This is a genomic window from Gemmobacter nectariphilus DSM 15620 (assembly GCF_000429765.1).
GTDB classification, from domain to species: Bacteria; Pseudomonadota; Alphaproteobacteria; order Rhodobacterales; family Rhodobacteraceae; genus Wagnerdoeblera; species Wagnerdoeblera nectariphila.
Map to the genome: position 1 here is coordinate 214,764 of NZ_AUCM01000003.1, position 12,343 is coordinate 227,106.

16 protein-coding genes are annotated in these 12,343 nt (G+C 67.8%); 14 read left to right on the plus strand and 2 right to left on the minus strand.

Going from position 1 to position 12,343, the window contains the following annotated elements:
- Positions 1 to 96: 96 nt before the first annotated feature.
- Positions 97 to 1,878 carry a calcium-binding protein gene (locus tag G481_RS26825; protein WP_051294224.1) on the minus strand — a complete coding sequence of 594 codons (1,782 nt, stop codon included), beginning with the start codon at positions 1,876 to 1,878 and terminating at the stop codon, positions 97 to 99.
- Between the two features lie 466 nt (positions 1,879 to 2,344).
- On the opposite strand from G481_RS26825, the gene G481_RS0101060 reads away from it, so the two are divergent.
- Positions 2,345 to 3,067: a DUF1223 domain-containing protein gene (locus tag G481_RS0101060; protein WP_084450556.1), complete on the plus strand. Its 723-nt coding sequence runs from the start codon at positions 2,345 to 2,347 to the stop codon at positions 3,065 to 3,067.
- Positions 3,068 to 3,155: 88 nt separating this feature from the next.
- The gene (locus G481_RS0101065) at positions 3,156 to 4,259 is read left to right on the plus strand and encodes an ABC transporter ATP-binding protein (RefSeq protein ID WP_028028358.1); all 1,104 of its coding nucleotides are present in this window, start codon (positions 3,156 to 3,158) and stop codon (positions 4,257 to 4,259) included.
- Positions 4,260 to 4,351: 92 nt separating this feature from the next.
- Here the strand turns inward: G481_RS0101065 and msrB are convergent, their stop codons facing one another.
- Positions 4,352 to 4,741 (minus strand): peptide-methionine (R)-S-oxide reductase MsrB, encoded by a 390-nt coding sequence (gene msrB, locus G481_RS0101070; protein WP_035024733.1) that lies wholly within the window; start codon positions 4,739 to 4,741, stop codon positions 4,352 to 4,354.
- 93 nt (positions 4,742 to 4,834) lie between these two features.
- On the opposite strand from msrB, the gene G481_RS0101075 reads away from it, so the two are divergent.
- The 12 genes from G481_RS0101075 (at position 4,835) to G481_RS0101130 (ending at position 12,335) form a co-directional block, all read left to right on the plus strand.
- The gene (locus tag G481_RS0101075; protein WP_028028360.1) at positions 4,835 to 5,569 is read left to right on the plus strand and encodes a GNAT family N-acetyltransferase; all 735 of its coding nucleotides are present in this window, start codon (positions 4,835 to 4,837) and stop codon (positions 5,567 to 5,569) included.
- A gap of 119 nt (positions 5,570 to 5,688) precedes the next feature.
- Complete coding sequence (gene nrdR / locus G481_RS0101080) at positions 5,689 to 6,156, plus strand: transcriptional regulator NrdR (protein ID WP_028028361.1); 468 nt, start codon at positions 5,689 to 5,691, stop codon at positions 6,154 to 6,156.
- Complete coding sequence (gene ribD / locus G481_RS0101085) at positions 6,153 to 7,247, plus strand: bifunctional diaminohydroxyphosphoribosylaminopyrimidine deaminase/5-amino-6-(5-phosphoribosylamino)uracil reductase RibD (RefSeq protein WP_245594903.1); 1,095 nt, start codon at positions 6,153 to 6,155, stop codon at positions 7,245 to 7,247. The genes nrdR and ribD overlap by 4 nt, the downstream gene beginning before the upstream one ends.
- 202 nt (positions 7,248 to 7,449) lie before the next feature.
- Positions 7,450 to 7,887, plus strand: a complete 438-nt coding sequence (locus G481_RS0101090; protein WP_035024737.1) for an acyl-CoA thioesterase — start codon at positions 7,450 to 7,452, stop codon at positions 7,885 to 7,887.
- Positions 7,888 to 8,002: 115 nt separating this feature from the next.
- Entirely contained in the window at positions 8,003 to 8,326 is a 324-nt protein-coding gene (gene yajC, locus G481_RS0101095) for a preprotein translocase subunit YajC (RefSeq protein WP_028028364.1), read from the plus strand.
- Between the two features lie 7 nt (positions 8,327 to 8,333).
- Entirely contained in the window at positions 8,334 to 9,089 is a 756-nt protein-coding gene (locus tag G481_RS0101100; RefSeq protein WP_028028365.1) for a sulfite exporter TauE/SafE family protein, read from the plus strand.
- A gap of 4 nt (positions 9,090 to 9,093) precedes the next feature.
- A complete protein-coding gene (locus tag G481_RS0101105) occupies positions 9,094 to 9,447 on the plus strand; it encodes an Mth938-like domain-containing protein (protein ID WP_028028366.1) in 354 nt (117 codons plus the stop codon).
- 1 nt (position 9,448) lies between these two features.
- The gene (gene ccmA, locus G481_RS0101110; RefSeq protein WP_028028367.1) at positions 9,449 to 10,081 is read left to right on the plus strand and encodes a heme ABC exporter ATP-binding protein CcmA; all 633 of its coding nucleotides are present in this window, start codon (positions 9,449 to 9,451) and stop codon (positions 10,079 to 10,081) included.
- 106 nt (positions 10,082 to 10,187) lie between these two features.
- Entirely contained in the window at positions 10,188 to 10,844 is a 657-nt protein-coding gene (ccmB, locus tag G481_RS0101115; RefSeq protein ID WP_028028368.1) for a heme exporter protein CcmB, read from the plus strand.
- Between the two features lie 51 nt (positions 10,845 to 10,895).
- Positions 10,896 to 11,624 carry a heme ABC transporter permease gene (locus G481_RS0101120; protein ID WP_028028369.1) on the plus strand — a complete coding sequence of 243 codons (729 nt, stop codon included), beginning with the start codon at positions 10,896 to 10,898 and terminating at the stop codon, positions 11,622 to 11,624.
- The gene (gene ccmD, locus G481_RS0101125) at positions 11,624 to 11,785 is read left to right on the plus strand and encodes a heme exporter protein CcmD (RefSeq protein ID WP_154664489.1); all 162 of its coding nucleotides are present in this window, start codon (positions 11,624 to 11,626) and stop codon (positions 11,783 to 11,785) included. The genes G481_RS0101120 and ccmD overlap by 1 nt, the downstream gene beginning before the upstream one ends.
- Positions 11,778 to 12,335 (plus strand): DsbE family thiol:disulfide interchange protein, encoded by a 558-nt coding sequence (locus tag G481_RS0101130; RefSeq protein WP_245594904.1) that lies wholly within the window; start codon positions 11,778 to 11,780, stop codon positions 12,333 to 12,335. Before ccmD ends, G481_RS0101130 begins: the two co-directional genes overlap by 8 nt.
- Positions 12,336 to 12,343 lie beyond the last annotated feature (8 nt).

A 12,343-nucleotide genomic window follows, 5' to 3' on the forward strand; every position in this document is an offset into this window, starting at 1 on the left:
CTTGTATGCAATTGTATGCCGAAAATCCAGCCCCGATCTTGGGCATCATTCGTCGCGCGATGCGGCGGATCCGTCAAGCCGCCGCATCACGGCCGGTCAAAGGATCAGATCGCCTGCGCCGATATCGGGCGCGCCGCTGACATTGACCGAAAAATCCGCCAGCCCGTCACCGGTCAGATCCGCCAGCAGCCGCCCGCCACCGGCATAATAGCGCACCTGGCCTGCCGTGCCGTCGAAGGTCGTGGCCCCGATGAAGCGAAGATCCGTGCCGATCGCCGAGATGTCGATCTTGTCGATGCCGGATTCGAAATCGCTGATCGTGCTGCGATAGCTGCTGTTCGGGCTGTCATCGGCGCGGCTGAAGACAAAGACATCCGCATCGGCGCCGCCCGTCAGCAGATCGCGGCCTGCGCCGCCGTTGATCGTATCGCGCCCCTGGCCGCCATCCAGCGTATCGTTGCCGATGCCGCCGGCCAGCAGGTCCTTGCCGGCGCCCCCGTGCAAGCGATCGTCTCCGGCATCGCCTTGCAGCGTATCATTGCCGGCCCCGCCCGAAAGAGCATCCTGGTCCGTGCCGCCGAACAGCAGATCGTCGCCGCTGTCGCCGGACAGAACGTCATCGCCTGCGCCGCCATACAGCCTGTCCGCCCCGGCCCCGCCTCCCAGCGTGTCGCGCGCGTCGTCGCCATGCAGCGTGTCGGCACCAGCATTGCCTGCAATGTCATCCGCGCCCGTGCCGCCATAGACCAATTCGCCGGCTGCCGAGCCGCGAAGCGTGTCGAAGCCTTCGTTCAGATAGATCGTCGGGGATCTGTTGAAACTTGCGACACCGGACAGATCGAGCAGGTCTGCGCTGCGCGAGCCGTCGATCCAGCTGCGCGTGCCCGATAGCTCGACATGCTCGACCGAGGCCGCATCATCCAGCACCAGCCGGCGATTGCTGAAGCTCGCGGTCACGATGACGGTATCGAACCCGTCGCCGCCAAAGATCACGTCGTTTCCTGCGCCGGGGCTGAGGGTGTCGTCGCCCTCGCCGCCATAAAGCGTGTCGTTGCCCGAGCCGCTGTACAGTCGATCATCGCCCTGATCGCCATAAAACAGCCCATTGCCGATGGAATCGCTCAGCAGGTCATGGCCCGAGCCGCCATGCAGCGTATCGTGCCCGGCGTCACCGAACAGCGTGTCGTTCCCGGCATTGCCTGCCAGCAGATCGTTCCCCGCTCCGCCAAAGACGGAATCGTTGCCGGCCGTGCCAAAGAAGTCGTCGTTGCCGGCATAGGTGCGGAAGATGAACTTGCCGCTGCCCGAGGTGATGCCGCTCAGATCCAGGATGTCGCGGGTGTCGGTGCCGTTCAGCGCATGGGTGGTCGTCGTGACGCTGGAGGCCATGGTTTCCACCAGGCTTTCGGCCCCCAGATAGAGGCGCGTGTAGGTCTGGCTGTTGCTGGTGAACAGGACCGTATCGGTGCCGCTGCCGCCATAGATCCGGTCGACGCCCCCCGAGGCGACCAGCGTATCGTTGCCGGCGCCGCCGATCAGCCGGTCATTGCCGGCGCCGCCATCCAGATAGTCGTCGCCGCCAAGCCCCTTGAGCCAGTCCCTGCCAGCGCCGCCATAGACCCTGTCGTCCAAGTTTGCGCCGACGAAGGTGTCGTTGCCATCATGCAGCGCAAACCCGAAACCGGCCCGCACCCCGTATTGCTGCACGCCTTGCAGATCGAAAAGATTGTCGCCGTCGGTTCCGTTGAGCGCCCAGATCACCGGGGCATAAAGGACGGTGAAATTCGTCCCGTTCCCGGCATCAAGCGCCGTCAGCGACGGGTTTTCGATGTAGTCATGGACATAGGTCAGCTGTCCGTCGATCAGGACAATCGGCATTCGGGCCCCCTGAATTCTTGATGAGTTTGGCCCCAGATGCGACCGGCTTGGCCTGACCCTAGGGAAATCTGGTTTGTGGATCAACCTCTTGCAGGGTTTTTCTGCCAACGCAAAGGCAGGCCTTGCCGCAGGGGGCGCAGATCACGGACTGTCGCGGCCTGCAGGGCAAGGCGTCGGGGCAGGATCGGATCGCCCGTCAGACCCCGGGGGCGATCCATCCGGCAGGACCGAAAAGTCCGCCTGCCCGCCGCCCCCGATCCGCGCCGCAGGGAATGGCGGCGCAGCCCGACCCGAAGGCGGCATCGGCTGAAACCGGGCGCGCCTTTGCGCCGTCCGCGCAGGCACAAGCGGGCATCCGTCTCGCGCTGGCGTGGAAAAAGGCTGGGTCGCACTCGCAATTCCTTGATTGGCGGCGCCCCCCTTGGCGGGTTAAGGACGGTCAGGGGACACGGCAGGGGACTTGGGTATGACGGCAGCGGCATGGCTGGGCAGGGCAGGGTGTGCGGCGCTGGTGGCCCTTGGGGCATTGACCGCACCGGCGGCGCTGGCCCAGCAGGCGCCGGTGGTCGTGGAACTGTTTACCTCGCAAGGCTGCATTGCCTGCCCGCCAGCCGATGCCTTCTTTGCCGAACTGGCCGATCAGCCGGGCGTCATCGCCCTCGCGCTGCATGTCGACTACTGGGATTACCTCGGCTGGGAGGACAGCTTTGCCGCGCCCGCCTTCACCCAGCGGCAAAAGCGCTATGCAAGGGCCGCCAGTGCGCGGATGATCTACACCCCGCAAGTGATCGTGAACGGGCAGGACCGGGTCGAAGGCACCCGCCCCCAGGCCATCATCGACAGCATCACGGCCCGTGCGGCCACCCCCCCGCGCGTCACCCTCAGCGTGACCAGCGGGGCAGGGGGGCTGGTGATCGACGTCGATGCCGACCCGCCCCTCGACAAGGCGGCCGTGATCCAGCTGGTCCGCTATCACCCCGAGGAAACCGTCGAGATCGAGCGCGGCGAGAACGCGGGCCAGACGATCACCTATCGCAACATCGTCACCGACTGGCGGCCGATCGCCGACTGGCCCGGCCAGGCACCGCTGCGCATCGAGACGCCCGATCCCGGCGCGGATCCGCTGGTCGTGATCGTCCAGCAGGCCGGACCCGGCCCGATTCTGGCCGCGGCGCGCCTCGACGACTAGACCGATTGCAGGCTTGCGGCCCCGGCTTGTGCCTGATACCTGCCAGATCAAGTCTTTGTCTTTCACTCGGATAAGGAAAGCCGGTCCGGTGCCCGTTCCTCCCCGCCTGACGGCCCAGGGCCTTGTGCGCCGCTTTGGCGGCCGGGCGGTGGTCGATGATGTATCGCTGACAATCGCTGCGGGGCAGGTGACCTGCCTGCTTGGCCCGTCGGGCTGCGGCAAATCCACCACCTTGCGCATGATCGCCGGGGTCGAAACGCCCGATGCCGGGATCGTGGCGATCGACGGCCAGACGGTGTGCGGCCAAGGCGCACAGGTGCCGCCCGAACGCCGCTCGGTCGGGTTGATGTTCCAGGATTTCGCGCTGTTCCCGCATCTGAGCGTGGCCGACAACGTGGGGTTCGGCATCGTTCATCTGCCAGGCCCCGAACGCCGCGCCCGCATTGGCGAGCTGCTGGAGCGGGTGAACCTGCCCGGCTTTGCCAGCAAGTTCCCGCACGAGCTGTCGGGGGGCGAACAACAGCGCGTGGCCCTGGCCCGCGCCCTGGCCCCGCGCCCGCGCGTGATGCTGATGGATGAGCCCTTCTCGGGCCTCGACAATCGCCTGCGCGACGGGATCCGCGATGCGACGCTCGATCTGCTCAAGGACACCGGCACGGCGGTGCTGCTGGTCACGCATGAACCCGACGAGGCGATGCGCATGGCCGACGAGATCGCCCTGATGCGCGGTGGCCGCATCATGCAGCGCGGCGCGCCCTACAACATCTACAATGCCCCGGTCGACAAGGCGGCGGCAGCCTTCTTCAGCGATATCAACGTGATCCGCGGGGTGTCGCGGGGGGCACTGACCGAAACGCCCTTTGGCGCCTTCCTCACGCCCGGCCATGCCGATGGTGCCCCGGTCGATATCGTGATCCGGCCCCAGCATCTGAAGATCGACTTTGACCGCGCCGGCCGCGGCCCGAACCCCACCCCGCAGGACGGAACGCCCGCCCGCGGCACGGTCGCCCGCGCCCGCTTTCTTGGCCGCGAAAGCCTGGTCGAGTTCCTTATGGAGTTCGATGGATCCACCCTGACCGCCGCCGTCCCCGGCGTCTTCCTGCCGCGCCCCGGCACCGTGCTGTGGTTGATGATCCGGCGCGATCGCTGCTTCGTCTTTCCGGCCGCGCAGCCGCTCTCCACCGGCGCCTGACGGCGCCCTTTCATCTGTCCGCAAATATCCTCAGGGGGTGAATTGGCCGCCAGGCCAAGAGGGGGCAGAATGCCCCCTTGCCCCCCGCCGCCTCACTCCGGCACGAACCGCAGCGCGACACCGTTGATGCAATAGCGCAGGCCGGTGGGCGGCGGGCCGTCGGGGAAGACATGGCCCAGATGCGCATCGCAGCGCGTGCAATGCACCTCGGTCCGGCGCATGTTGTAGCGCGTGTCCTCGGTATAGCCGACCGGCCCGTCTTCCTTGGCCGACGTAAAGGATGGCCAGCCGCAATAGCTTTCGAACTTGGTGTCCTGATCGAACAGCGGCGCATCGCAGCAGATGCAATGATAGGTGCCTGGCACCTTGGGAAAGCCCTCGTGGCTGCCGGCGCGTTCGGTGCCGTGATGGCGCGTCACCTCATAGGCCAGATCCGACAGTTGCGCCCGCCATTCGGCATCCGACTTCACCACCTTGTCCATGCGCGTTGCCTCCTTGCCCGGTGTCATGTCCCGGCCATAAGATGGGCCTATCCTGGGGCAAGGCAAGGGGCCATGCAGGGGGCGGGGGCGTCGATGCTGACATTGGCCAGGGGGCGCTATGCGGCTTCCTTTGCACAGACCGCAGGCGAGGTCGCCGCGGCCCAGGCGCTGCGGCAGCTGTGCTTTCGCGGCACGGCGGGGCTGGATGCCGACGGGTTCGATGCGATCTGCCGCCATGTGCTGGTGCATGACGTGCCTTCGGGCGCGCTGGTGTGCTGCTTTCGCCTGCTGCCGCTCAATTCCGGCTGCGAGATCGGGCGCAGCTATTCCGCGCAATATTATGACCTGGCCGCGCTCAGCGCCTTTGACAAGCCGATGGTCGAGATGGGCCGCTTTTGCATTCACCCCGACTGGCACGATCCTGACATCCTGCGCATCGCCTGGGGGGCGCTGACACGGTTCGTCGATGACGAAGGGATCGGCATGTTGTTCGGCTGTTCCTCGTTCAAGGGAACCGAGGCCGACCCGTACCTCGATGCCTTTGCCAAGCTGCGCGCGGGCCATCTGGCGCCGCGCCGCTGGCTGCCGCGGGTCAAGGCGCCGCGGGTCTTCCGCTTTGCCCGCCGCCTTGCGCGGCGCGAACCCGATGCGCGGCGCGCCGCGCTGACCATGCCGCCGCTGCTGCGCACCTATCTGATGATGGGGGGCTGGGTGTCGGATCATGCGGTGGTGGATGGCGATCTGAACACGCTGCATGTGTTCACCGGCCTCGAAATCGGCGCCATCCCCCCGGCGCGGGCCCGCGCCTTGCGGATGGTCGCGGGCTGAGTCCCGTTGGCCACAGGTGGGCGGCAATATCTGGTGCCGGGGCGCGCGGCGGCTGGCAGGGATGCGATATTGCGCTATCCTCGGGGGCAGAGCAGCAATAAACCACAAGGAAGACCCCCATGCGTTGCCCGTTCTGCGGCAATATCGACACGCAGGTGAAGGATTCCCGGCCGGCCGAAGATCACGTCTCGATCCGCCGCCGCCGTTTCTGCCCTGCCTGCGGTGGCCGCTTCACCACCTATGAACGCGTCCAGCTGCGCGATCTGGTCGTCGTCAAATCCTCTGGCAAGCGCGAGGATTTCGACCGCTCCAAGCTGGAACGCTCGATCCGCATCGCCATGCAAAAGCGCCCTGTCGAGCCCGAGCGGATCGATCAGATGATTTCAGGCATCGTGCGCCGGCTGGAATCCATGGGCGAGACCGACATCTCCTCGAAGGTGATCGGCGAGATCGTCATGGAAACGCTCGCCCGGATCGACACCGTGGGCTATGTGCGCTTTGCCAGCGTTTACAAGAACTTCCAGGAAGCCGGCGACTTTGACCGCTTCGTGGCAGAGCTTCGCCCCAAGGTGCGCGAGGACGAATGAGCCAAGACGACGGGCGCCACATGGCCCATGCGCTCGCGCTGTCTCGGCGCGGGCTGGGGCGGGTGTGGCCGAACCCTTCGGTCGGCTGCGTCATCGTCAAGGATGGCGTGGTGGTCGGGCGCGGGGTCACCGCGCCCGGCGGGCGCCCCCATGCCGAGCCGCAGGCGCTGGCCATGGCCGGCGCGGCCGCGCGCGGGGCCACCGCCTATGTGACGCTCGAGCCTTGCGCCCATCATGGCAAGACCCCGCCTTGTGCCAATGCGCTGGTGGCGGCCGGGGTCGCGCGTGTCGTCTCGGCGCTGCAAGACCCCGATCCGCGCGTCTCGGGCGGTGGTCATGCGATCCTGCGCGCGGCGGGGATCGCGGTGACGACCGGCGTGATGGAGGCCGAGGCGCGGGCGGTGCAGCAGGGCTTTCTGTCGCGCATCACCCTTGGCCGGCCGATGCTGACGCTGAAACTGGCGCTGTCGGTCGATGGCCGGATCGCCACCGCCAGCGGCGAAAGCCGCTGGATCACCGGCCCCGAGGCGCGCGCCCGCGTGCATCTGATGCGCGCCAGCCACGATGCGGTGCTGGTCGGTGGTGGCACCGCGCGGGCGGATGATCCCGAACTGACGGTGCGCGGCCTTGGCATCGGCGCGCAGCCGGTGCGGATCGTCGCGGCCTCGCGCCTTGATCTGCCGCGCGGCGGGCGGATGGAGGCGGCGATTGCCCACGGGCCGTTCTGGCTGGTCCATGGCCCCGACGCCCCCGAAGAGGCCCGGGCCTATTGGGCGGCGCGCGGTGCGCGGCTGATCGGGTGCCGCGCCGGGGCAGGCGGGCTGGACGCCGGGGCCCTGATGCAGGCGCTGGGGGCCGAAGGGCTGACCCGCGTCTTTTGCGAAGGCGGCGGCCAGTTCGCCGCCGCGCTGGTCGGGGCGGGCCTTGTCGACCGGCTGGAGGTCTTTGGCGCCGGGCTGTTGCTGGGCGCGGATGGCCGGGCGGGCCTTGGCGTGCTGGGCCATGATCGGCTGGCCGAGGCGCCGCGGTTCCGGCTGGTCTCGGCAGGGACTGTCGGCGCCGATGTCTGGCAAAGCTGGGCCCAGGGCTGAGGCTTTGGTGCCTGTGGTGGGCCGGGCAGGGGGGCCTTCTGCCCCCCGGCGCGCAGGCGCGCCTCCCCCCGAGGATATTTTCGGACAGATGAAGGGGCGCCCGTTTCAGCAGGCTGAATTCGCGCGGCCCGGGCTTGTCTTGTGGTCCTGACTGGCGATGATCGTTCCGGGCGCGGAGGGGCGCCGGTCGAGAGGAGACATCATGGGCCGTCAGCCGCCTGCCGCACGTTCCGATTACGCCGCCTTTCAGCCGGTGCCGACCCGGTGGGAGGACAACGACCGCTATGGCCACATGAACAATGCCGTGCATTACCGGCTGGTCGATACGGCGGTGAACCGCTGGCTGATCGGTGCGGGCCTGCTGGATCTGAAGGCGGGGGACCGTATCGGCCTCGTGGTGGAAAGCGGCTGCCGCTATCATGCCGAGATGGGCTTTCCCGATGATGTGACGGCGGGGCTGCGGATCGGCCATCTGGGCGGATCGTCGGTGCGCTGGGAGGTGGGCCTTTTTCGCAACCACGACGACCATGCGACGGCCGAGGCGCATTTCGTGCACGTCTATGTGAATGCGGCAACGCGTCGGCCCGAACCCTTGCCGGACAGCTGGCGTGCGGCCATGGCGGGGCTGCTGCGCGGCTGAGCGCCGCCTTGCCATCTGTCCGCCTCGCAGCTAGGGTGCGCGCCGCAATTGCCCCCGGTCCGCAGGTCCGCGGGCCACGAGCCATGGCCGCACGCGGCCACCAGAAAGGACGACGATGTTCGCAACCCCCGCATTCGCCCAGACCGCCGGCGGCGCTGCTGGCGCCTTCACCAGCTTTGTGCCGCTGATCCTGATCTTCGGGATCATGTATTTCCTGCTGATCCGGCCGCAGCAGAAGAAGATGAAGGAACACCGCAACATGGTCGAGGCGCTGCGCCGCGGTGACACCGTGCTGACCCAGGGCGGCATCATCGGCAAGGTGGTCAAGGTCAAGGAAGACGGCGAGGTCGAGGTCGAGATCGCCGATGGCATCAAGGTGCGCGTCGTCAAGTCGACCATCGCCCAGGTGCTGAACAAGACCGAGCCTGCGGCGTCGTGATCTGACCATGCCGCAGCCCCTTGCCGAGGCGCTGGCCCTGCCGGGGCTGTGGGTTCTGGGGCTGGCCGCGGTGCTGGCCGGCCTAGTGCGCGGGTTTTCGGGCTTTGGCTCGGGGCTGGTCTACATGCCGATTGCGGGGGCGGTCCTGTCGCCCGCGCAAGCCGTGGCGGTTCTGGTGGTGATGGATCTGCTGGGGCCGCTGGCCAATCTGCCGGGCGCCTTGCGCACCGGAACCCCGCGTGAAATCGGGCTTCTGGGTCTGGGCATGTTGCCAGGCCTGCCGCTGGGTGTTGCGGCGCTGTTCCTTGTCGATCCGTCGATGTTCCGCTGGTCTGTCAGCCTGATCGCGCTGGCGACGGTGGCCGCGCTGGTCGCGGGCTGGCGCTGGCATGGCCCGCGCGGGCGGTCCCTGACCATGGCGACCGGCTTCATGTCGGGCCTTGTCGGCGGGGCGACGGCCCTGCCGGGGCCGCCGGTGATCCTTTACTACATGGCCAGCCCCCTGCCGATCGCGCAGGTGCGGGCCAATCTGACCATGTTCCTGCTGATGGTCGATCTGGGCCTTGTCAGCGTTCTGGGGGCCAGCGGGCAATTGTCCTGGGCGCTTGCGACAGTATCGCTCATGCTGCTGGTGCCCTTCAGCCTTGCCAACGGGTTGGGTTCGGCCCTATTCCGTCCCGAACGGGCACGGGCTTACCGGCTGCTGTCCTGGGGGCTGATCGCTGCTTCCGCCATCGCGGGGCTGCCGTTCTGGAAAGGCTGAACCGATGAAACTCTCCGAGGTGCAGTTCGGCGCGCTGGTCCCGGTCGATGGCTATGGGCCGGGGTTCTTCCGCGTGGGCGGGGCCGTGCTGCACGGCCCGGTGCTGGTGCGGCCCGACGGGGGCGGCGCCTGGGGCGGGCTGGACGATGCGGCCGCGCTGCTGGCGCTGGCCGGATCGGTCGACGTGATCTTTTGCGGCATGGGGGCCGAAATCGCCCCGCTGCCGCGCGCGCTGCGCGAGGCGCTCGAGGCAGAGGGGCTGGGCGTCGAGATCATGGCAACGCCAGCCGCCTGCCGCACCTACAACGTCTGCCTTGCCGAAGGGCGCCGGGTCGCGGCGGCCCTGTTGCCGCTCTGACATGCTGGAGGTGCGCGATCTTGCCATCGCCCGCGGCGGCATCGCGGTGCTCGAGCGCCTGAGCTTCCGGGTCGGTCCGGGTCAGGCGCTGGTGCTGCGCGGCCCCAACGGGTGCGGCAAGACAACGCTTTTACGCACGCTGTCGGGCTTGCAGCCGCCGCTGGACGGGCAGGTGACGCTGGCCGCCGACAGCCTCGCCTATGCCAGCCATGCCGACGGGCTGAAACCCACGCTGAGCGTGACCGAAAACCTGATGTTCTGGGCGGCGGTCTTTGGCACCGGCCGCGCGGCGGTCGAGACGGCGACCGACCGGATGAACCTGCGCCCCTTGGCGGCGCGCGCGGCGCAGAACCTGTCGGCCGGGCAAAAGCGCCGCCTTGGCCTTGCGCGGATGATGCTGACCGGCCGCCCGGTCTGGGCGCTGGATGAACCCACCGTTTCGCTGGACGCCGCATCGGTCGCGCTGTTCGCGGCCATGGTGCGCGCGCATCTTGAAAACGGCGGTGCGGCGGTGATCGCGACCCACATCGACCTTGGCCTTGCCGAGGCCGAGATCCTCGACCTTGCCCCCTTCAAGGCCCGACCGCCCAGCCAAGGCGGCAGCAAGGGCGCCTTCGACGAGGCTTTTGCATGAGCCTTTCGCTTCATCTTTCCACAAATACCCAAAAAACGCGTCAGCCCGCGCGCCATCGGGCCGGTCTGGCCCCCACCGCCCCGCCCACCTGCGGACCGGAGGCCCCATGCTGGCGCTTTTGACCCGCGATCTGCGGCTGGCGGTGCGGGCAGGCGGGGGCTTCGGGCTGGGCCTTGGGTTCTTCCTGATCCTGTGCGTCCTCGTGCCGCTGGGGGTTGGTCCCGAAGGCGGGCGTCTGGCCTCGATCGCGCCGGGGATCCTGTGGGTGGGGGCGATGCTGGCCTGCCTGCTCTCGCTGGATCGCATCTTTGCGCTGGACTGGGAGGATGGCTCGCTGGATCTGCTGGCCACTGCCCCGCTGCCGCTGGAAGGGGCGGTCGCGATGAAGGCGCTGGCGCATTGGATCGTGACGGGCCTGCCGCTGGTGATTGCGGCCCCTGTGCTGGGGGTGCTGCTGCATTTGCCGGTTGCGGCGCAGCCCTGGCTGGTGGTGTCCTTGCTGCTGGGCACGCCCGCCCTGTCGGTGATCGGCGCTTTTGGCGCGGCGCTGACAGTGGGGCTGCGACGCGGTGGCCTCTTGCTTTCGCTGCTGGTCCTGCCGCTTTATGTGCCGACGCTGATCTTCGGGGCCGAGATCGTCCGGCGCGGCGCCGAGGGGATGGCGCTGGCCACGCCCCTGTTGCTGCTGACCGGGGTTTCGCTGGGCAGTGTCGCCCTGTTGCCCCTTGCCGCCGCCGCCGCGCTGCGCATCAACCTCAGGTGATGCGGCATCGGGCCGATTGAGTGACCACCCGCAACCCGCTAAGGAAGCCATATGTCGCTGTGGGAATACGCCAACCCCCGGAAGTTCATGGAAACCTCGGCCCTTGTGCTGCCGTGGCTGTGGGCGCTTGCGCTTGTCTGTCTGCTGGGCGGGCTGGCCTGGGGGTTCTTCTTCACGCCCGATGATTACAAGCAGGGCTCGACCGTCAAGATCATCTACATCCATGTGCCGGCCGCGATGATGGCGATCAATGCCTGGGTGATGATGCTGATCGCCTCGCTGATCTGGCTGGTGCGGCGCCATCATGTCTCGGCGCTGGCGGCGCGGGCGGCGGCGCCGGTGGGCATGACCTTCACGCTGATCGCGCTGGCCACCGGGGCGTTCTGGGGTCAGCCGATGTGGGGCACCTGGTGGGAATGGGATCCGCGGCTGACCTCGTTCCTGATCCTGTTCCTGTTCTACCTGGGCTATGTGGCCTTGTGGGAGGCGATCGACAACCCCGACACGGCAGCGGATCTGACCGGGGTGCTGTGCCTGGTCGGATCGGTCTTTGCGGTGCTGTCGCGCTATGCGGTGAACTTCTGGAACCAGGGGCTGCACCAGGGCGCCTCGCTCAGCCTCGACAAGCGGGAAAACGTCTCGGACGTCTACTGGTTTCCGCTGCTGATCTGCATTGCAGGGTTTGTCCTTTTGTTCGTCGCGCTTGTGCTGCAGCGCACCCGCACCGAAATTCGTCTGCGCCGGATCAAGGCGCTGGAAGCACGCGAGAGGCTGGCCTGATGCCCGAGCTTGGAAAATATGCCGTTGCGGTGCTGTCGTCCTATGGGGTGACGCTGGCATTGCTGGCGGGGCTGGTCGGGCTGACCTTCTGGCGCGCGGGGCGCGTCAAGGCGGCGCTGCGCGAAATCGAGGCAAGGCAGGGGAAGGGCTCTGATGGCTGAGACCGGGGACAAGCGCCGTGCGCCGATGCGCTGGCTGATCTTCATTCCGCCGGCGGTGTTCGGCATTCTGGTCGGGCTGTTCCTGTTCGGCATGTACCGCGACGACCCCGACGCGCTGCCCTCGACCCTTGTGGGGCGCGCGGCGCCGGTGTTGCAGGTCTCGCAGCTGGGCAGCGCGCCCTTGACCACCGATGCGCTGCTGGCCGCGCCGGGGGTGAAGCTGGTGAACTTCTGGGCCAGCTGGTGCGCGCCGTGCCGGGCCGAACATCCGTTCCTGACCGAGCTTGCCGGGCAGGGCGTGCCGATCCATGGCATCAACTACAAGGACAAGCCCGATCAGGCGCTTGGCTTCCTTGAGGAACTTGGCAGCCCCTATGCCACGATGGGCGCCGACCCGACAGGGCGCACGGCGATCGAATGGGGCGTATATGGCGTGCCCGAGACCTATGTGATCGACAGCGCCGGCAAGGTGGTCTTGCGCTTTGCCGGGCCGATCACCCGGCAGGAATATGAGCGCACGATCCGCCCGGCGCTGGAAGCGGCAAGATAGGGGCGCGG